General features: G+C 33.8%; 20 protein-coding genes. 6 read left to right on the top strand and 14 right to left on the bottom strand.

The features are described from left to right. Positions 1-2 precede the first annotated feature (2 nt). The 9 genes from PQO00_RS03025 to PQO00_RS02985 form a co-directional block, all read right to left on the bottom strand. Complete coding sequence (locus PQO00_RS03025; RefSeq protein ID WP_274183354.1) at positions 3-887, bottom strand: DUF6268 family outer membrane beta-barrel protein; 885 nt, start codon at positions 885-887, stop codon at positions 3-5. Position 888: 1 nt separating this feature from the next. Continuing rightward, positions 889-1848 carry a mechanosensitive ion channel family protein gene (locus PQO00_RS03020; protein ID WP_274183353.1) on the bottom strand — a complete coding sequence of 320 codons (960 nt, stop codon included), beginning with the start codon at positions 1846-1848 and terminating at the stop codon, positions 889-891. Between the two features lies 1 nt (position 1849). Next, entirely contained in the window at positions 1850-3163 is a 1314-nt protein-coding gene (locus tag PQO00_RS03015; RefSeq protein ID WP_274183352.1) for an ABC transporter permease, read from the bottom strand. Positions 3164-3167: 4 nt separating this feature from the next. Then, the gene (locus tag PQO00_RS03010; RefSeq protein ID WP_274183351.1) at positions 3168-4094 is read right to left on the bottom strand and encodes an ABC transporter ATP-binding protein; all 927 of its coding nucleotides are present in this window, start codon (positions 4092-4094) and stop codon (positions 3168-3170) included. A 497-nt stretch (positions 4095-4591) separates the two neighbouring features. Then, a complete protein-coding gene (dnaJ, locus tag PQO00_RS03005; RefSeq protein ID WP_274183350.1) occupies positions 4592-5713 on the bottom strand; it encodes a molecular chaperone DnaJ in 1122 nt (373 codons plus the stop codon). Between the two features lie 9 nt (positions 5714-5722). Then, complete coding sequence (locus tag PQO00_RS03000) at positions 5723-6274, bottom strand: nucleotide exchange factor GrpE (RefSeq protein ID WP_274183349.1); 552 nt, start codon at positions 6272-6274, stop codon at positions 5723-5725. 380 nt (positions 6275-6654) lie between these two features. After that, positions 6655-7560, bottom strand: a complete 906-nt coding sequence (locus PQO00_RS02995) for a TIGR01777 family oxidoreductase (RefSeq protein ID WP_274183348.1) — start codon at positions 7558-7560, stop codon at positions 6655-6657. 192 nt (positions 7561-7752) lie between these two features. Then, the gene (gene mnmD / locus PQO00_RS02990) at positions 7753-8466 is read right to left on the bottom strand and encodes a tRNA (5-methylaminomethyl-2-thiouridine)(34)-methyltransferase MnmD (RefSeq protein WP_274183347.1); all 714 of its coding nucleotides are present in this window, start codon (positions 8464-8466) and stop codon (positions 7753-7755) included. Between the two features lie 112 nt (positions 8467-8578). Continuing rightward, positions 8579-9001: a DUF4920 domain-containing protein gene (locus PQO00_RS02985; protein WP_337992822.1), complete on the bottom strand. Its 423-nt coding sequence runs from the start codon at positions 8999-9001 to the stop codon at positions 8579-8581. Positions 9002-9176: 175 nt separating this feature from the next. Here PQO00_RS02985 and PQO00_RS02980 point away from each other — a divergent pair, with 175 nt between their 5' ends. Then, on the top strand, positions 9177-10244 hold the full coding sequence (locus tag PQO00_RS02980) for a branched-chain amino acid aminotransferase (protein WP_274183345.1): 1068 nt from the start codon (positions 9177-9179) through the stop codon (positions 10242-10244). Between the two features lie 159 nt (positions 10245-10403). Here PQO00_RS02980 and PQO00_RS02975 read toward each other — a convergent pair whose 3' ends face one another. Further along, a complete protein-coding gene (locus PQO00_RS02975; protein WP_274183344.1) occupies positions 10404-10790 on the bottom strand; it encodes a nucleoside triphosphate pyrophosphohydrolase family protein in 387 nt (128 codons plus the stop codon). A 70-nt stretch (positions 10791-10860) separates the two neighbouring features. Between PQO00_RS02975 and PQO00_RS02970 the strand changes: the two genes are divergently transcribed. Continuing rightward, positions 10861-11046 (top strand): hypothetical protein, encoded by a 186-nt coding sequence (locus tag PQO00_RS02970; RefSeq protein ID WP_274183343.1) that lies wholly within the window; start codon positions 10861-10863, stop codon positions 11044-11046. 510 nt (positions 11047-11556) lie between these two features. On the opposite strand, the gene PQO00_RS02965 is transcribed toward PQO00_RS02970, so the two are convergent. Continuing rightward, complete coding sequence (locus PQO00_RS02965) at positions 11557-13596, bottom strand: dihydrofolate reductase (RefSeq protein ID WP_274183342.1); 2040 nt, start codon at positions 13594-13596, stop codon at positions 11557-11559. Positions 13597-13781: 185 nt separating this feature from the next. On the opposite strand from PQO00_RS02965, the gene PQO00_RS02960 reads away from it, so the two are divergent. Both PQO00_RS02960 and crcB read left to right on the top strand, forming a co-directional pair. Further along, positions 13782-14801 carry a GyrI-like domain-containing protein gene (locus PQO00_RS02960; RefSeq protein ID WP_274183341.1) on the top strand — a complete coding sequence of 340 codons (1020 nt, stop codon included), beginning with the start codon at positions 13782-13784 and terminating at the stop codon, positions 14799-14801. 93 nt (positions 14802-14894) lie between these two features. Then, positions 14895-15260 carry a fluoride efflux transporter CrcB gene (gene crcB / locus PQO00_RS02955; RefSeq protein WP_274183340.1) on the top strand — a complete coding sequence of 122 codons (366 nt, stop codon included), beginning with the start codon at positions 14895-14897 and terminating at the stop codon, positions 15258-15260. Between the two features lie 401 nt (positions 15261-15661). On the opposite strand, the gene PQO00_RS02950 is transcribed toward crcB, so the two are convergent. Both PQO00_RS02950 and PQO00_RS02945 read right to left on the bottom strand, forming a co-directional pair. Further along, positions 15662-16249, bottom strand: a complete 588-nt coding sequence (locus PQO00_RS02950) for a DUF1684 domain-containing protein (RefSeq protein ID WP_274183534.1) — start codon at positions 16247-16249, stop codon at positions 15662-15664. Positions 16250-16357: 108 nt separating this feature from the next. Continuing rightward, a complete protein-coding gene (locus PQO00_RS02945; protein WP_274183339.1) occupies positions 16358-17764 on the bottom strand; it encodes a cytochrome P450 in 1407 nt (468 codons plus the stop codon). 569 nt (positions 17765-18333) lie between these two features. Between PQO00_RS02945 and PQO00_RS02940 the strand changes: the two genes are divergently transcribed. Next, on the top strand, positions 18334-19584 hold the full coding sequence (locus tag PQO00_RS02940) for an MFS transporter (protein ID WP_274183338.1): 1251 nt from the start codon (positions 18334-18336) through the stop codon (positions 19582-19584). Next, positions 19575-19712, top strand: a complete 138-nt coding sequence (locus PQO00_RS02935; protein ID WP_274183337.1) for a hypothetical protein — start codon at positions 19575-19577, stop codon at positions 19710-19712. Before PQO00_RS02940 ends, PQO00_RS02935 begins: the two co-directional genes overlap by 10 nt. Positions 19713-20037: 325 nt before the next feature. Here the strand turns inward: PQO00_RS02935 and PQO00_RS02930 are convergent, their stop codons facing one another. Further along, a complete protein-coding gene (locus PQO00_RS02930) occupies positions 20038-20481 on the bottom strand; it encodes an Lrp/AsnC family transcriptional regulator (RefSeq protein WP_274183336.1) in 444 nt (147 codons plus the stop codon). Positions 20482-20575 lie beyond the last annotated feature (94 nt).

Genomic DNA, 20575 nt, shown 5'->3' with positions numbered 1-20575 from the left:
ATCTATATTTTAAATTTAATTCCACTTCTCAGATAAAACGCATTGACATTATCCAGTTTAAAAATTTCATCTCTATCCTTGTTTCTTAATACGTTATTTAATCTAAACGTATAACCTGTATACAAATACCCTACCAAATGTCTATTAAAAAGATACTCATATCCCAAACCTCCAACTATAACTGACATAGAAATGTTATCAACATGCTGTCCGTTGACTATGGAAGGTTCTTGTAAATGTGCCAAATAACCATCCAGACCAACAAATATCTGAATATTACTTTTATTATTTATTGAATATTTTAGATTAGATTTTGGAACACCTGCACTAAAACTCCATGTTTCATTGATCTCACGATAATAACTTACAAAAGGTAATGGGAAAGGCAAACCTGTCGTAGCATTATAAGTTAGCCCTAAAATCAACCGATAAGGACGCTTCAAGCTTACCTCCTTCATTCTATCATTTACAAAAAACAGACCCCCATTTATAAAAAAATCGTCAGACACTAAACTTTTGGTAAGTGTTGAAGCTATTCTGGGATTGAACTTAGCGCCAAAACGCCATTTTTCATTCAATTTAAATGTATATCCAAGGTTTAAATCTATGATGTGTAGAATGTTTAATCCTGAGGTATCAAAGGGGTAATCCTGCTCAAGATTTAATAAAATACGATTATACTCTGCCCCTACTATTAAATAAGCGTCCTTTTTAATTTTAACAGGATAATTTAAAAGGGCCCGTAATCTTGTATATTGATCTTCTGAATTACTTTTTGGAATGAAAGAATATTCCAAACGTGCTAAATCCGTGAGTTGGGCATAAGTAGTTTGAAAAACAAAAAACAGTAATAACATTAAAAGATATCTAGTTCCCTGTTTTGTCATATTACCTTTCATTAATTCCTGAATCTGCTTTTATTCCTGTTTTTGAAATAATATGGATATCTCGCTGTGGAAATGGTATAGTAACGTTATTTTCCCTGAATAATCGGTCTATTTCAAAGCGAATATCGCTTTTTGGGAATTGTGCCTTAAAACTGTCGTTAATAGTAAAGACAATTTTAAAGTTCAGGGAGCTATCCCCAAAATCCATAAACACGACAGTGGGTTCTGGTTCACTAAGGACATCGGGATGGGTACTGGCTGCCTGAATCAATAACTTTTTTACCAACTGAACATCACTACCATAGGCCACACCAACAGAAACAGATTCCCTGGTTGTGACACCATTTTGAGTCCAGTTATATAAACTATTGGTTAAATATAAATGATTAGGAATGATCAATACTTTATTATCAATGGTTACCGCCCTTGTAGTACGAAGCTTGATTTCTTCAACCCGACCAACTTTACCTTCCAATTCAATAATATCACCAACATGAACAGATTGGTCTACCAGAATAAAAACACCAGAAATAATATCCTGAAATAAGGTTTGCAGCGCCAGACCAATACCTATCAATAAGGCGGCTGATGCTGCAAAAATAGCCGTAACATTAACTCCCACTGAATCAAAAACAATGAGCATGACAATAATGTAAATGATCCATCTGGAGAAAGAAAAAACCGTATTAAATTTCGCTTTATCCTCGGGAGGCATCTTCCTTGTGACCAACCTCTTGATCCATCTTAAAAGATAAGTAGTAACAATAAAAACAACAGCTATAAGTAAGAGGTACTTAACCCTGAAAAAAACATTATGTACTTCGTCTCCGGTACCGTATGTAAAATCTATAATCTTAAATTCCAGAAACTCAACAATTTTTTCCCACACAGAACTTTTGGTAATAGCGTCTCCTATTACTTCTGCACTTTCCTCTATTTTATTAGTTATTTCTTTTTGCATATTAGTATTTAATCCACTTTATCAATTCCTTATAACTTGGTTTTTTACCATACATTAAAATACCGACTCTGTATATTTTTGCTGCTATCCAAACCGCAAACATAAAAGAACCTATTAATATCAATAATGATACCAATTGTTGCCACACAGGTACTCCAAAAGGAATACGCATAAGCATAACCACCGGGGACGTTAAAGGTATAAAAGAAAATACCGTAGACACCGTTCCGTGTGGATCTTCAATAACCGTAAAGATACCAATATAAACCGCTAAAATTAAAGGCACTATTATCGGCAATAAAAACTGCTGCGTGTCTGTTTCGTTATCTACCGCTGCTCCAATAGCAGCATACAGCGAACTGTATAACAAATAACCCCCAATAAAAAACAATATAAATGCCATAATAAGGTTTATTAGCGGTAAATTTTGCATAGCTGTTTTAAAAGATTCAAAATAAAAATCCATACTAGAACCATCTGAAGCCAATTGCATTAATTCCTGTTGTGGCGTAGTTGAATCAAATAAATCAACACCCATCACCAATGAAACAACAGTCATTAAAAGACCTCCAAAAATCATCCAAATAACAAACTGCGTGATGCCTGCCAACGAAGTGCCTATAATTTTCCCAAGCATTAATTGCACTGGTTTTACAGAAGAAATAATAATTTCTATAATTCTACTTGTTTTTTCCTCTATCACACTGCGCATAATCATATTACCATAAATGATGATAAACATAAACAACAAATAGCCTGCTGCAATTCCAAAACCAAGTTTGGCAAAACTATCTATTTTTGATGTTTTTTCACCTTTAAAGCTTTCCTGGGCTATATCAATTCTTATTTTCGAAGCATTAATTAAATCAAGATCTATGCCTTGCTGTTGTAATTTAATATTTGTAAACGTCTTCTCCAATTGCCCCTCCAAATTAGACATTAAAGTAAGCGACGGTGATTCTTCTGAATAGAACTTAATATGATTACCAACAGTTTCTATAGCGTCAAACTTATCTATATGCAACAATCCATAAGAAGCCGTCTCTTTTGATACTGTTTTAGCTTCCTCTAAGGACATATTCTCTAGCATATGATAGGTTGTTTTTTCTGAGTTCTTGAAAACGCCTTGTACGAATCCTGATTCATCCAAAACAGAAATAACACGTACTTTATCGTTATTTAACTGTGATAAGTAGGCAACAACAGCAATGAGCACTATCATTATAATAGGGCTTAAAATAGTCATCACTATAAATGATTTATTTTTAACCTTTGTTAGGTACTCGCGCTTTATTATAAGTGATAAATGGTTCATAAAATTAATTATTCCTTACCGTTTGAATAAAAATATCGTTTACACTTGGTATCAATTCAACAAAATGTGAGACCTCTCCTTTTGAAGTCAAATAACTTAATAAATCATTTGGTTTATCAGTTTCAGAAAGCTTTATATTAAGTTTTAATTCGTCTTCTAAAGTCTTAAAATTGGCTGTCGAAATATCAAACTTATTTGCTAGTTCTTGTTCTAGTTTTTTTTTATGTTCTGTTCGAATACCAACCTCGTAAGTATTTATTTTATAGTTTCGTTTTACATTGATTAGTTTACCTTCAAGAATTTTATTCGATTTATGTATCAAGGCTATATCATCACAAAGTTCCTCTACGGATTCCATTCTATGGGTCGAAAAAATAACGGTAGCCCCCTCTTCTCGCAAACGTAGGATTTCATCTTTTATTAAATTGGCATTTATAGGATCGAAACCTGAAAAAGGCTCATCAAAAATTAAAAGTTTTGGCTGGTGTAATACCGTAACGATAAACTGTATTTTTTGAGCCATTCCTTTGGATAATTCCTGAATTTTCTTGTTCCACCAGTCTCCAATCCCTAAACGTTCAAACCAGTACTTTAGCCTTGTTATGGCTTCTGCTTTACTCAAACCTTTTAACTGAGCCAAATATAAAGCTTGTTCCCCTACTTTCATAGACTTATAAAGACCGCGTTCTTCTGGTAAATAGCCAATATCCTTAATATGTGCAGGTTTAAGTAATTCACCATCTAAGTGTACCTTTCCTTGATCTGGCATTGTTATTTGATTTATAACTCGTATCAGTGTTGTTTTCCCCGCTCCATTTGGGCCTAACAGACCAAAAATACTGCCTTTAGGCACCGTAATCGACACTTTATTAAGCGCTATAAAGTCTCCGAAGTTTTTAGAAACCTCCTCAACTTCCAGTAAGTTGTTCATTCTTATTTTTTAATTGACTTGATGGATGTAAATATATTAAATGTTATACACTAACATACTCAACTCGTCTTGACTTTTTATGATGCTCTGCAAAATCTTTCCTGTTCTACAGCTACCGTGTGTGTACATCTTTAAAAAGGGCACGAATATTACATGGCAGAAAAAACCTGTGATATTCGTGTCCAATTTTTATTTGTTAATATTTATGTATCCCCTCTATGTTCTACAATCGACAGGCTATTTTAGCCTCCTATTCCATCTTTTTAATTCTAAATAAAAAAAGGGAACTTTATAAAAAACAAAACCCACCCTTAATAAATTAAGGATGGGAAAAAAATTGCTATGAAAAAGAAAAATTACCACTAAAATAAATTAGTGATAATTCAAATATAGTTATTTTTTATATACTAATAACAAAACTATAAGAGAACTTCTTTTATAATTCAAAAATTTTACGTATATATACTTAGTCCTTTATTACTAAAAATGTTCTGCTTTTATGAGAACATATCTTTTACTTTCTCAAAAAATGATTTATCAGAACTTTCTGGTTTTGGTTCGAAATGTTCATCGTTTCTCATAGATTCAAAAAATTCTTTTTGCTGCTTACTTAACGTTTTTGGGGTCCATACATTTACATGCACCAATAAGTCACCTACCCCATAACCGTTTATACTTGGTATCCCTTTTCCTCGTAAACGCAAAATTTTACCAGATTGCACACCTGGCTCTACCTTAATACGTACTTTACCTGTTACAGTATCAATTTCCTTAGACGTTCCTAAAACAGCATCTGGATAGCTTACATATAAATCGTAGTGTAAATTATCACCTTCTCGCTGTAATTTATCATGTATTTCTTCTTCAATAACAACTATAAGATCTCCCGAAATACCATTTCCTGGAGCTTCATTACCTTTCCCTGATACTTTGAGCTGCATACCATCTACAACACCTGCTGGTATTTTTATAGAAACCGTTTCTTCGGCAACTTTCAGTCCTTGAGAATCTGCATCACTTGGCTTTTTATCTATGGTTTGCCCAGCACCACCACACACATTACATGGTGCAGACGTTTGCATTCTACCTAAGATCGTATTTGCTATCCGTGTTATTTGCCCACTACCATTACACGTTGAACATGTTTTATAGGTTGTTCCTGGTGCTTGAACCTTTCGTTTTACTTTTACTTTTTTCTCTACACCATTGGCGACTTCTTCTAGAGTCAATTTAACACGAATACGAAGGTTACTCCCTTTGGTACGGCGCTGGCCACCGCCACCACCAAAACCTGAGAATCCGCCACCGCCAAAACCACCGCCAAAAATATCACCAAACTGGCTAAAAATATCTTCCATATTCATGCCGCCGCCACCAAAGCCGCCGCCGCCATTTTCAAAAGCTTGGTGACCAAATTGGTCGTAACGTGCTTTTTTATCAGCATCACTCAATACCTCATAAGCTTCGGCTGCTTCTTTAAATTTAGCTTCAGCTCCTTTATCATCCGGATTCTTATCTGGATGAAATTCAATTGCTTTTTTCCGATAAGCTTTCTTTATTTCAGCCCCAGTAGCACCTTTACTAATTCCTAATATCTCGTAATAGTCTCTTTTTGCCATATCTATATTTTATTGCCCTATAACAACTTTTGGAAAACGAATTACTTTCTCACCAAGTTTGTATCCTTTTTCAATAACATCAATAATTTTTCCTTTTAAATCGTCACTAGGAGCTGGTATTTGAGTAACAGCTTCATGATCGTCAGCATTAAAAACATCTCCTTTTTCTACCATAACAACTGTCAAGCCTTTTTGTTCTAAAGTTTTTACTAATTTCTGATAAATTAATAAAACCCCATTGCGTAATTCTTCTGCTTCCTTATCTTCTTCTATATGGGTCAATGCACGTTCAAAATCATCAAGAATCGGCAATAACGTTTTCATTACATCCTCACTTGCTGTAGAAAATAACTCAAGACGCTCTTTAGAAGTACGGCGTTTATAGTTCTCAAATTCGGCAAATAGGCGTAAAAACTTATCTTTTTCTTGTTTTAATTCTGCTTGAAGCTTCTCTTCTACAGTTTGTTCTTCTACAACTTGCTCTTCAACTTCAATGGTTTCATTTTGTACACCATCTATTTGATCGTTTTCTATATCGTTTGTTTTTTCTTTCTTACTCATTGCTGCATTTAAATTTTATACAAATACTAAAATTAGTTGGCAAAAGTACTGCCAATATTATAAAAATGTCATAATGTCACTAAATATTTTTTGTCTTAAAAGACGTTTTTTGAAGTTAGACTAAGCATCGTCTATATTATTGAAGAAGAAAGAGAAAGAAAAAAGGTTTATTTTCGGTAAGTTTAGCATGGAAATAGGTCATACCTGTTCTGATTTAAATTTACCCATAAGAAAAGGAGTTGTTTTTTGACTTTGTTGATAAAGAAAATACATGCATAGCAGGGCTACGGTTCTTTTTTATTTTGAAATTTTAGGCTAATATTTGCTGTTTTATTGAGTAAATTTAAGGTAGAAATGGTATTAGCACGTAAAACGTTCTTTCAATCAAGTAAATTTTCTAAAGCAGGTCGCAAATAATAGTATTTGAAAAGAAAACCTTTATTTTCAATTTTTTTGGCACTTACCCTTTGACTTTCAAATAACAGCGTATGCATCTCCCCTAACACTATCTTTAAAAAAAATTTAGGAACACTCGGTAAAAACAAGGGCTTGCGCATCACACTAGCTATGGTTTTTATTAACTCATTGTTAGTAACAGCGTTTGGAGCAACACCATTATAAACACCGCCTAGATTAAATTTTAATATATATAAAAACATATTTGCCAAATCATTAATATGTATCCAGGATTGCCATTGTTTACCACTACCAAAAGAAGCGCCCATGCCAAACGAAATAGGTTTTACCATTTCTTGCAATGCCCCACCTTTTTTAGCTAAAACCAGACCTATTCTTATTTTGGAAACAGTGATGTTCAGTTTCGCAAAGGCATCGACTTCTTGCTCCCATACCTGTACTACTTCACTTAAAAAAGAATGGCCAAAATCCCTGGCTCCCTCTTCATAATAATTAGTTAGGGAATCTGAATAAATTCCAATAGCGCTTGCAGAAATAACTTGTTTTATGGTATGGGTCTCTCCTTTTAAAGCATTAATTAATAACTGGGTCGTTATTTTTCTACTGGATAAAATTTCTTTTTTATAGGAGGGTGTCCAACGCTTAGATACGGTTGCACCTGCCAAATGTATAATGGCATCAATATTTTTAAAACAATCTGGATCTATATCTTGGGTTTTCGGATTCCAATAAAACCCTTGGTAATTCTTTGTTTTGGATATTTTAGAATGACTGGTCGTTAGATAATTAACTGCAATATCCCTTTTTTGACAAAGCTTTACAATTTCCTGCCCTATTAAACCTGTAGCACCTGTTATTAAAACTCGCATTTCTTTTTTTATTAAAGTTACAAAAAGACCTATCGGTTTGCTAATGATTTATATTAGGTTTAACAGTCTGTTGATATTCCAGGTTTAACAACACAGTATAAATATCAAATCTTTTTACAAGTATCTAGCATTTAACTCCGTTGAATGTCACGCTTCTTTACAAGCGCGTAACATTTGGATGAATCCGAATGCTCAGCTCCTTTTCGTGGCTCTGAGCATTTCACGTTTACCAGGAGGGCCTGGTAAGCGCTCAACCACGAAACCTACAGCTTCCATGGCACGACGGACGCTCCCTTTTGCTGAATAGGTCACCAAAACACCTCCTGCTTTTAATGCATGGTACATTTTCAAAAATATAGGCTCTGTCCATAACTCTGGTTGTACTCTGGCACCAAAGGCATCAAAATATATAATATTGTAGATATCTTCTTCTTTAATTTCTGAAAAGAAACGATGTTGCTTTTCTATAGAAAAATTTTCGGAAACTATATGTTTTTCCTCCCAAGAAACTTCGTGAAGTTTTTTAAAAAGAGAGGCTTTATTTTCAACGTTTAATTCCGTGGGGTAATTTAACTGATTGATTTCATCCATTAAAACAGGATAGCCTTCGACACCAAAATAATCAATATTAACCTTTAAATTTTCTGCTTCTAATAAGGTAATAAAAGCATTTAACCCTGTACCAAAACCAATTTCCAGAAGGGATATATTTTTATGGGATCCTGAAATATGCTTCGACTCCGCTTTGCACAAGGGCTCAGAATGGCAAAAATGATGTAAGCCCTGTTTTATAAATACATGATAGGCTTCCTGTATGGCACCATGCTTGGAGTGGTATTGCTCATTCCAATCAGGTAAATGAATGGTCGATGAACCATCGGCAGTTATGACTATTTCTCGCTTCACGTATTTATATCTATTGCATTTTTATTTGTCACGCCTACCCGGCCATAAGCGGGATGTAACACCCACCATGATTATAGTCCCATTAAAAAATAAGTCAGGATTATGTTTCAAATTATTGCTTTAACAAGACCCCATCAGCTTCAAACGAATAGGTTCTTTTGGGTTTGGTAATAGCAGCAATTTTCTCAGCAGATTTCCCCGCATCTTCTGCATAATGTCTTAATTCCTCAATGGACACTTCTTTTATATAGGCCTTTCCATTTACGATGACCTCCTTACCGGCAATATCTTTAGGCACAAAAAAGCCATAATCTTTAAACTTTACCATGACTTCATTGCCATTCTCTAAATTTAAAATCATCCAACAGCCCTTTGCTTGACAGACACTATTAACTTTAGCTATCATTTTAGAATGGATGGAATCCCCTGGATTCATATTTTTATAATGTGCTGCCATAGAAGTAGCTGTTATGGCATCATCGGCTATCATCTCTTTTCCGAAGGAGACATATTCAACAGGCTCTATATCAGGCATTATCCGGGACTGTTCCTTACTTTTATTTTTGCAAGAATTTAACATTAAAACACAGATAATTACTAAAGCAACTGACTTCATGTTATGAATATTTCAATTTTAAACGATTTATGTAAATATGCCGTTTTTTTAAAAACGTTTTTACTTAAATTTGTATCAATAAATAACTAGACTTATGAACGCTATAATCAACAATATTGAGATTATAAAAGCCAAAACTACAAAAATTAATGATGTAGATTTTGACAATTTAAAATTTGGGCATGTATTTTCTGATCACATGTTGGAATGCAATTTTAAAGATGGTAAGTGGCAAGCTCCTAAAGTTGTTCCTTATCAAGCTATTAGCTTAGATCCATCTTCTAAGATTTTTCATTATGGTCAATCGGTCTTTGAAGGTATGAAAGCCTACAAAGATGAGAATGAAGATGTCTGGTTATTTCGCCCCATAGATAATTTTAAGCGTTTAAATATTTCATCTAAACGTTTGGCAATTCCAGAATTACCTGAAAGCTATTTTATGGATGGACTTAAAGCATTATTGCAAGTTGACAATGCGTGGATCCCTAAAAAAGATGGAAGTTCTTTATATATAAGACCTTTTGTTTTTGCCTCTGGAAATGGTTTTCATGCGTCTCCCGCCGATGCATATAAATTTATCATAGCTTGTGCGCCTTCTGGTTCTTATTTTTCTGGAAAGGTGAAAGTCTTAATCGAAGAAAAATACTCGCGTTCTGCTAATGGAGGTGTTGGTTTTGCTAAAGCTGGAGGCAACTATGCCGGGCAATTTTACCCAACACAATTGGCTATAGAAAAAGGGTATCAACAAGTTATTTGGACAGATGACAACACCCATGAGTACATTGAAGAAGCTGGTGCCATGAATATCTTTGTTCGTATAAATGACACACTTATTACGGGACCGACTAGTGATAGAATTCTAGATGGTATCACTCGTAAAAGCATTATTGAATTAGCAAAAGCTGAAGGTATTCCTGTAGAAGTTAGAAAACTATCTGTTCATGAAGTTGTTTCTGCTGCAAAAGATGGTTCTTTAAAAGAAATGTTTGGAGCAGGGACTGCTGCTGTTATTTCTCCTATTTCAGGTTTCGGTTACAAGGACACTGATTATGATTTACCTGAATTAGAAGATACCTATGCAAGTTCTTTAAAGAAACGCATTACCGATATACAAACCAACAAAGCCGAAGACCCTTTTGGTTGGAGGTATAAAGTGGAATAATATACCATTCTTATAAACAAAAAAAGATTACCTGAAAATATTATGCTTTGTCATTCAGAGCGCAGCGAAGAATCTCTTAAAAATGTAGTGTCTTAATTTATATAAATATTAAGATTCTTCGCTGCGCTCTGAATGACACTTTTAAGGCAGCCTTCCTTTTTATTTGTCCAATATAGACTCAATATTTGGTTTAAAGTAATTAGGTCCTTTGAGGACTTTGCCGTCTTCCCTATAAATAGGTTGTCCGTCTGCTCCTAACTTACTCATATTACTGCGTTGGATCTCATCAAACACCTCTTCAATTTTATATTGCATACCATGCTCTATAATGGTACCACACAAAATATAAAGCATATCTCCTAAAGCGTCTGCAACTTCAACTAAATCATTATTGTTTGCTGCTTCTAAATACTCTTCGTTTTCTTCTTTCATTAAATTGAAACGCAAGCTATTTTTATCGATTCCCAAATCTGCCTTGGGCGATTCCCTATGTCCTATTTTAAATGCTGTATGAAATGCCTTTACAGCTTCTATTTTATTTTTCATTGAAATTTTAATTTTCATTCCCATGAAAATGGGAATCTAAGTTTTATTAAATTTGCATAAAAATAACCATATGTTCAGTAAAGGTCAAATCATTTTCGGAGTTTTATTTTTTATTGTCTTTGCTATTATCATAGGATATACTTACCGAAAGGACCTAAAGCTTCATAAGCGCTTTTATGCTGGTAGCATATGGATTCTTCTCGCTTTTATTGCTTTTATTTTATTTATCGTGGCTATAAAATTCTTTTTTAAATAAGTATCTTACCTCGAACACCCTACATGAAAGTAGGATATTTCTTCTGTATTATATGCTTTTATATCTTAATGGGTCGATATTCCCATTATAGGGTATTCTATTTGCATATCATAATGTTTCACTTTTGTAACATTAATAATTAACCCAACACTTGTAAAAAAAATACTATAAAACAACAATAAAAACCTCTCTTTATATATAGGAAATTTATTGTTAATTGGTATATTTATCATTTAAACCACCCAAAACAACATATTAGTTGTGTTTATAGTAACAACATGGTAGGAAAAAGAACATTTAAGCTGTTATATAAATAGTTGTAAGATTTTAACGCAACCTTTTTAATTTTTTTGCATCTAATGTTTAACAAACAAACTCAAAAAATGAAAATATTAATTATAATTAGCATTCTTATAGTTGTTAATTTAATTCTTTTGACTTTTAGTGTTAACAAAAAAACCGATCCTTGATCAAGGGTCGGTTCTTTTGTTTTTTATATTCTAAAACAATCTAGTTTACCTCTGGTAAGAAATTATAGTTGTTGCTATAATCTAACATCTGACCTGCAAAGGATTCTGGCTGAGTTACTTTTACCCCAATTATTTCCCCAGCTTCATTTTTGTCCGCTACCAATACTGGGTTTACAAAACCATTATAAGGTGCCGATAAAAACTGCTTATTACGCTCTAATACTTCAGCATGTATAGCTTGGTCTACCTTTACGCCATAATTTTCTACCAGGGCCTCAACTGCTTCGTAATCCCCTTCAGATTTTATACGTTGCGTTTCACGTAATAATTGCCCGAAAAGTTCGTGCAGTTTATCATAATCATTAATATTGAAATAAGTTTTTCCATCACGCACCACTTTTTCAATAACATGATCTGCTTTACCTTTTTCAAATACCCATGCACTTACCCATTGCCTATTTCTCATATGTGCTTCTTCAACATCATCACCCAAGTTTAAACGAATTAACTGCGTTAAAAGCCCATTTCTAATATAGCCATCATAAGCTGTTTTCCCTATACTTTTCCAATCATCGACTAGCCCCAATTCTTGTAATTTAGCATCATACAAATAATACAATCCAACTAAATCTGCACGCCCTTCTTCTAAAGTTGAGGCATAGTTTTTTAAGGTTTCCTTGGTCTCTCCCACTCCCGGATTTAATTGTCCTGAGGCATGCCCTATAACTTCATGCAATGCTGTATGCAGCTTATCCGCTAATTGTCCATATTTTTCTTCTAATTTTAATTCTTCTTCATCATGAACGAATTCTTTTAAACGCTCAGAACCGCCGGCATTATTATAGGCATTTATAATATTTCCCAGGGAAACAGATTTACTTCCCACTTCTTTTCTAATCCAGTTGGCATTAGGCAAATTCACCCCTATTGGCGTACTTGGTGAGGCATCCCCGCCTTCACCTGCGACTGTCACTACTTTATAAGTAACACCGACAACACTATCTTTTTTATGGGCTTCCATGAGAGGAGAATGATCTTCGAACCATTGTGCATTATCCGACAGTACTTTCATTTTTTGAGACATATCAAAATCATTAATCTGTACAATACTTTCGTAAGACCCTCGATATCCTAATGGATCGTTATATACTTCAATAAAACTGTTTATATAATCGATGTTTCCTGCCGTAGCAGAAGTCCATGCAACATTGTAATCATCCCAAGTTTGTAAATCACCCGTTTTATAATAATCGATCAACAGGCCTAAAGCATGACCTTGGGCCTCATTTTCAGCAACCCCTTTCGCTAATTCCAACCATTTAATAATTTCATCAATGGCCGAACCATATAAACCTCCCGATTTATAAACACGTTCTTTTAATACGCCATTTTCCTTTACCAATTGTGAATTCAAGCCGAACGATAATGGTTTATTGGGATCTGGGGATTGCTTTGCTGCATAAAAACTTTGTACATCGCTATTAGTAACATCTGGTCCGTAAAAATTAACGGCAGAAAGCCCAACGTTATCAATCCCTTTTGCCTGGTTTACTTTTTTGGCATCTTTATCATTAAAAATAACATCAAAAGGTTCGCCTTCTAATGTGGTATTGGTATCCACTAATAATTGTTTCAAATAATCTGAAGAAAAGCCGGGTTTCAACTTATCATTCGAATAATGATGATGAATCCCGTTACTAAACCAAACACGTTTTAAATAAGTTTCAAAAGCTTTCCAATCTGCAGAAGTTTTATCGCCTTTGTAATTTGAATACACATGCTCAAGTGCTTTTCTTATTTTAAGATTATGTCTGTAGTTTTGATCCCACATAATATCCCTTCCTGCCAAACCGGCCTGGGTAAGATAATATACTAGCTTCTGTTCTTTTAAAGTTAAATTTTCCCATCCTGGTATTTGATATCGGAGTATTTTAATATCAGCGAACTGCTCAACATTATAATTAAAAGCAGTGTTTTCTTTTACACTTAAATCTTCTGCATTTTCTTTAGATTTATCCTGACCACAAGACAAGAACAATATGGCAACTAGTACCAGATTTAGGATTGATTTTAGTTTCATTTTATAAAAATATTTTTAATTATTGTTCAAAAAAACGATTATTAATAGCCTTTAAATTACCGATTCGTTGAAAAAACAATCTTTTGATTAATAAAAATTTATTTATGATGCAGCAAATATAATAATTTATTAAACGACGCATAAAATGATTATATTTGATTTGTGTAATTTTCCAAAAAAATAAAATGAAAGCTCTCAAGTATCTTTTGTTCTTATTACTCATCATAACTATAGGAACTGCCATTTATATTGCTGTACAACCAAACTCATTTGAAGTGACTAGAACCAGAACAATAAAAGCACCTGCCGCTGTTATTTATAACAATGTTATTGATTTTAAAAACTGGGAATCTTGGTCATCTTGGGCTGAAGCCGATCCTGATATGAAAATCACGCTTGGAAAACAAACTAAAGGTGTCGATGGCTCCTATTCTTGGGAAGATAAAGATGGCGTTGGCACCATGACCAATATAAAAGCCGAAGAAAATAAGTCGATCACTCAAGAAATGCAGTTTGCTGATTTTCCAAAATCTGATATCTCTTGGCATTTTAAACCAAATGAAGATGGCTCAACAGATGCTACCTGGACAATTTCGGGCAAAGACTTACCTTTTGGTTTTAAAGCATTTGCTACTTTTATGGGTGGCATGGAAAAGCAAATAGCACCTCATTATGAACGAAGCCTTGAAAAATTAGATAGCATTGTGATTTCTGATATGGAAAAATATAGTATAAAAATAGATGGCATTACTCAACATAGCGGTGGTTATTACTTATATAATACAGCTTCTTGTAAGATAACCGAGCTAAAGGATAAAATGACCGAAATGCTTCCCAAAGTTGGAAGTTATGCTATGACCAATAATATTAACATGGCCGGAGCCCCTTTTGTCTATTATCACAAATGGGATGAGGAAAACAATGCGGTTATGTTCTCGACCTGTGTACCGACCACAACGAAGGTGATCAGTAATGATAGTGACATCCTTACAGGACAGTTGAAACCTTTTAAAGCTATTAAAACAACGCTTAAAGGCGATTATGAAAATTTAAAAGAAGCCTGGGAAACAACCATGAAATATATCCCAGAAAATGATTTGGAATTTACAGAAAATGGGCCTATGCTAGAGGCTTATTTAACAGATCCCATGAGCCATCCAAATCCTGCGGATTGGGTCACCGAAATATATATCGCCGTAAAATAATATATGAACCATTTGTACCTAACTGTTCTTACTGCTATAAGCATAAAATAAATGCACCATCAGACCATTAAAAAACAAATTAAATAAGCACTGATGAAACATCTTTTATTCGTTTTTTTAGGTGGGGGCTTTGGCAGTGTGCTACGGTTTATTATTGGCAAATATCTAAACAGCTCAGAAACCGGGATTCCTTATGGTACGTTTGCAGCCAATATTTTAGGAAGTTTACTTATTGGTATCATTCTTGGCCTAGCCGCAAAAAATGATTCGCTTACACAAAACCAAACCCTGCTTTTAGCCACTGGGTTTTGTGGCGGTTTCACCACCTTTTCAACCTTTGCTTACGAAAATCATGTGTTTTTAAAATCTGGGGACTTTACCAGTTTTGCTATCTATACCATTGCCAGTTTTATTATTGGCTTTTTGGCTGTTTTTGCAGGGATGTATTTGGTGAAGTGAGGTTTTGACTTTATTAGAAAGATACACTGAATTTATTTAACAGTCGATATAGTTTATTTTAACATTAAAACACCTGTATATATCGACTTAGCTATAGAAGCAGACACAATTTTAATACATTTATCCAGAAACTTTAAAGGGATAAGCACCATATGATGCTTATTCAATAGTTCTCCATTTGAAAACCAACTGTACGTTCAAGCACATTGGCTGTTCCACTGTGCTCCACAACAAAAGAGCTTTCACTTCTCCATCGCTCAAAGGACAATAGCCTAAATTATGTTTTATATCATATAGGACAGATTTAAACTGACTTTTTTACGACAAATAATTGTTTTGAATTTTATTATTTGTATCATTTTAGTCAGCTAATATCCTGTCCCGTAATAAGGTAAAAACCATTAATGCTTCCCAAAAACCTTAACCCCAGCCTCTACTCTAGTCTTTAAATAATTTCTCCTCGGTACTATAGGACAAGAATATTTATCATTATAAGCACAATACGGATTATAGGCCTTATTAAAATCGATGATCATGGTATGACCTTCTGGAATCCTAGCATCGATATAACGTCCGCCCCCATAACTTTCCAATCCATTGGTTTCATCTAAAAAAGGCAGAAATAAATAATCTTTATAACCTTCTTTTTCCACCAAACCTAGGTTTTGATAAATATTCAATGAGAAGCTTTCTCCTTTTAAGTCAAACGTTAATTCTCCATATTTCACATACTCTGGAAGTCTGGTAGTCGTTGTTTTCATTTTAAAAGACTTTTCATTTGGCGTTCTTTTAAATTGGGCCTTTACAACATAAGCAGAATCAAATTCAAAGAAATCCAAACCTTCAAAATGCTTTCTATCTTTAGCTTTTAATGGTGATGTGGTGGCATCTTTATATTCTGCATTTATTTTTCTTTGAAACGCGGTCTCTCCTAAAATAGGTTTCTTTTCTTGGGCGCAACTAAATAACGATACTAAAAACAATAACATTAAAAGATACGTTCTCACTATGTTTTTTATCTTTTTAAAAAAGGTCGTATTATTTTGCATGTTCTTTTTTGAATGTCTGAAATTAATTTATGAGACCCTGAAACAAGTTCAGGGCTGAGGCACCAAAGTCACTTTTAAATTTTCTGGATACATCGTGAACTCAAATCGTTCTCTAATGGCTTCTGGTTCTACTTCTAATTTAAAGTCAAAATGCTTACATAAGGTAGAAATTAAAGCAATCATTTCTGTTTTTGCCAAATGCATGCCCGGACAATATCTTGGGCCTGCTCCAAAGGCTCCCATAACATTAGGAGCATGATTTTTATGCATCGGACACGCACTAGCCAGCCACCTTTCTGGAACAAAATCATTAGGATTAGAGAAATAATCGCTATGCGTTTGCGCCACTTTGTTCTGTAAAATAATACGAGTGCCTTTTGGTATAGCTACATTATCTATAACAACATCTTTATTGGATTCCAAATATAATTGAGGCGTTGTTGGTTTTAATCGCATCGCTTCCTGGACCACTGCGTTTGCATATTTTAAGTCCTCTATATTTTCATAGTTATTTGGTGTCGCTTCGGCATATACTTCCTTAGCTTCTTCCCTAACCTTGGCAACAATCCCAGGGTGCTGTGCTAAATAAAATAGCCCCCAGGATAATGAATTTGATGTTGTATCCTCCCCTGCCAATAACATGGTAAACACATTACCGTAAATTTCTTCATCTGTAAAATGAACACCCTCATTTTCTATTAATAAAGCTTCTAAAAAATTTGAGGGTGCTTCTTTTAATTTCGGATGCTCCGTTAGTCTCCTTTTGGCTCCATCAATAAACTCATAGATGATTTTTTCAATAGATTTTAACGATTCATCAAGTGTTTTATCTTTTTCTCTTTTGAAATACCTCCAAATAGGAATGGGTGCAGTAACACGCGCGTTGATCATTGGAAAAATGACCTCCAGATGCTTTTGAAAACTGTTTGCCTTATCATTTATAGTATCCAGCTTATGCCCAAAAGCAATCTCCGTAGTAATATCGATTGTAAACGCCATAAATTCTTTTTGTACATCTACTACGGTCTTTTCCTGGGAATAATTTTTAAATTTTTCAAGAATGCGCTTGGTCTTATCCAAAATAATGGGATAATACGCTTTAACATTTTTTACATTTAGGGCTTCAGCTGTTGGCTTTCTATGCCGTTTCCATACAGCGCCTTCTGCATTAAAAACACCATCAATTCCCATTTCTTTTAAAATGTCATCGATCTTGGAAAAGCGTTTAAAACCTTCTGGTCTTAATCTCAACATTTTGTTATTAAAATCCGGATTTGCAGAAACCACAAATGGCTTCCCAACAAAATGTATTTTAAACAACTCGCCGCACTCTTCAACCCAGCGTTCTAAAACTTGATGCTTATTATAGGTATTAAATTGAGGTAAATGCCCTAATAAAAATGTTCCTTTTGGGGATTTTAAATCATTAATTTTAATTATCTGATTATCAATCATATAAATGGTTTCGTTTTAAATATAATCAGGTTTAGAATACGCTATTTTTTTCATTATGTAAAAATATTCACATTTCAAAAATACAACTTATACCAAATGAATTTTAAAATGGCTGATAATAAATTTGAATAATATTTTCTTTAGATGAAATAGAAAATCGAAGCATAGCTTTTGTTATGGTTCTATTTTATATTGAAAGATAAAGGAAATAGAAACTAATTTCTGAAGTTATTTTAAGGTTCATTTGGTATTACAAATATTTTATATAGTTTTGTGACTTGAAAATAAATAAAAATGCGTAGTAACGTCACAATTTATAGAAAGCAATGGACCTCTTGTTTAAAGACAAGGAGCTGGGCTTATGATATATTGTGGTGATATGAATATAAAATATTACAATATTAAAAAGTCCGACTTCTCAGTCGGACTTTTTATTTTTAGTGAAACTTGGAATTTGACTGTTGCCTAGCAACTGAATAAATTTAATTAGTTGAACTAATCCTGATAAAGATCAGGGACTAAACTAAGAATTATATGTAAAAAAACAGAAACTTGAACAATTAGAACTAATGAAAAAATTATTCAACAATTACCTAAACACATTTAAAGGCCTTTCTCAAGAAGTATGGTGGCTGGCATTAATAACACTTATTAATAGAGCCGGTACCATGGTGATTCCTTTCTTATCATTATACCTAACAAAGAGCCTTAATTTTTCTTTAAATGATGTTGGGTGGGTTATGAGTGCTTTTGGTTTAGGTTCTGTCATTGGTTCCTGGTTAGGTGGAAAATTAACCGATAAAATAGGATATTACAAAGTGATGGCATTTAGTTTACTGGCCACTGGTCTTTTATTTATAGCCTTGCAATTTCTAACGACCTTCCCAACATTTTGTTTAGGCATATTTTTAGTCATGCTTGTCGCAGATATGTTTCGTCCAGCCATGTTTGTAGCACTAAGTGCTTACAGTAAACCAGAAAACAAAACCCGATCTGTTACTTTAATTCGTTTGGCAATAAATCTTGGGTTTTCCGCTGGTCCTGCTATTGGTGGTTTTATTATCACTGCACTTAGTTACGGCGGTTTATTTTGGGTAGATGGTATTACATGTATCATGGCTACTTTGGTTTTGATAAATGTTTTGAATCCCAAAAAGGCAAAAATACTGGACAATGTAAAAACGGAAAACCCGAAATCCGCTTATGGCGATAAAGCTTTTTTAATTTTTCTCGCTGCCATGATATTATTTGGAATTGTATTCTTGCAATACTTCTCTACGATGCCCCTATACTATAAAGACGTGCATCAATTAACAGAATTAGAGATCGGTATTATTTTAGGAATGAATGGGTTTTTAATTTTTGTATTCGAAATGCCTTTAATAAAATGGTTAGAAAATACCAATTTCACCAAAACTGGATTGATGCTCTTTGGTGCTATTCTTACAGGGTCGAGTTTTATTATATTAAACTTTACGCCTTGGGTTGGAGTTTTAGTTATTGGGATGCTTTTAATGACTTTTGGCGAAATGATAGCCTTTCCATTTTCAAACGCATTTGCTATGGATAGAGCTAAAAAAGGAAACCAAGGTGAGTACATGGCCCTATATAGTATTGCGTTTTCGATAGCCCATATTTTTGGTCATAACGCAGGTATGCGAATGGTTGATGCCCTTGGCTTTGACAATACTTGGTATATTGTTACGTTGCTTGCTGCACTATGTGTATTATTACTATTTATACTAAGACAATATTTGAACACAAAAAAGAGACGTAAAGAAAAAGCGAAAAACGAAGAAAAAGACATTTTATGGATTTAAACCAAGTTACTATACCAGCATTAGATGTTGAAAAAACAGATATTGAATTTGAGCAAGACATTCAAGCTGAAATGATAAAAAAACAATATCGGTTATATGTAATAAAACCCATTGATTATTCCTGCTAAAATGGCTGGTGTTTTGGGTGAAGGATATGTTATACGATTTAAAAATGGAAAATGCTGCCAACATCCGTAAAGTGGCACAAGAGCTTATTAATAACTCCCATGGCATAGAAGCACCGTTTTAAGGATATTGGATATTTAGATTTATTAAGAACAGAAGTCGAAGCGTTTAGAATCTTGTTTGCTGAACGGGTAAAGACGTTCGATCCATGGCATTATATTATTGACCGTTGGGGGCTTTTAAGCCTCCGGTGTCAATGATGATGATAAAGCCCCAAATAATAACATGCCTCTTAACCCAGACGCCTTTTTTGAAGATCTTTATTTTCTATTTCAACGATTTTATCTCTTTTTGTTTTACAACATCAGACAACACTATATGTGTTTTGCTCTCACCGTATACAATAAGTTGGTCTATAAATGATTCCATGTGTTTTTGATTTTTTAAAACGACCTCCATAACAATGTTTTCATCACCAGTAATACGATAACAGTTAACAACCTCATCATAGGCCTTTACTTTTTCTAAAAAAGGTTTCAACTTTCCCATAAAGGCACGTAATGTTATAATCGCTTTAAGTTGATAACCAACCTCTAACGGAGAAACAATCGTTTTATGCCCTTCTATAACACCCAAGTCTTCCATCTTTTTAATACGTTCTGAAACCGCTGGAGAACTTACGCCAACACGTCGCCCAATTTCAGCATTAGAAAGACGTGCGTTCTCTTGTAAACACCTTAAAATCTTCCAATTAAGACTATCAATATCCATTTAATGAAATTTAACCATAAATAATTAAAATTTAAAGTAAATATACACTTTTACTTTAAAACCTAAAGATGAATATAAATTCTTGTGAGTAATT

The organism is Flavivirga sp. 57AJ16, from assembly GCF_028736925.1.
Classification (GTDB): Bacteria; Bacteroidota; Bacteroidia; order Flavobacteriales; family Flavobacteriaceae; genus Flavivirga.
Note: the sequence above shows the minus strand (reverse complement) of the source record. Positions and strands in the feature narration are given on the sequence as shown.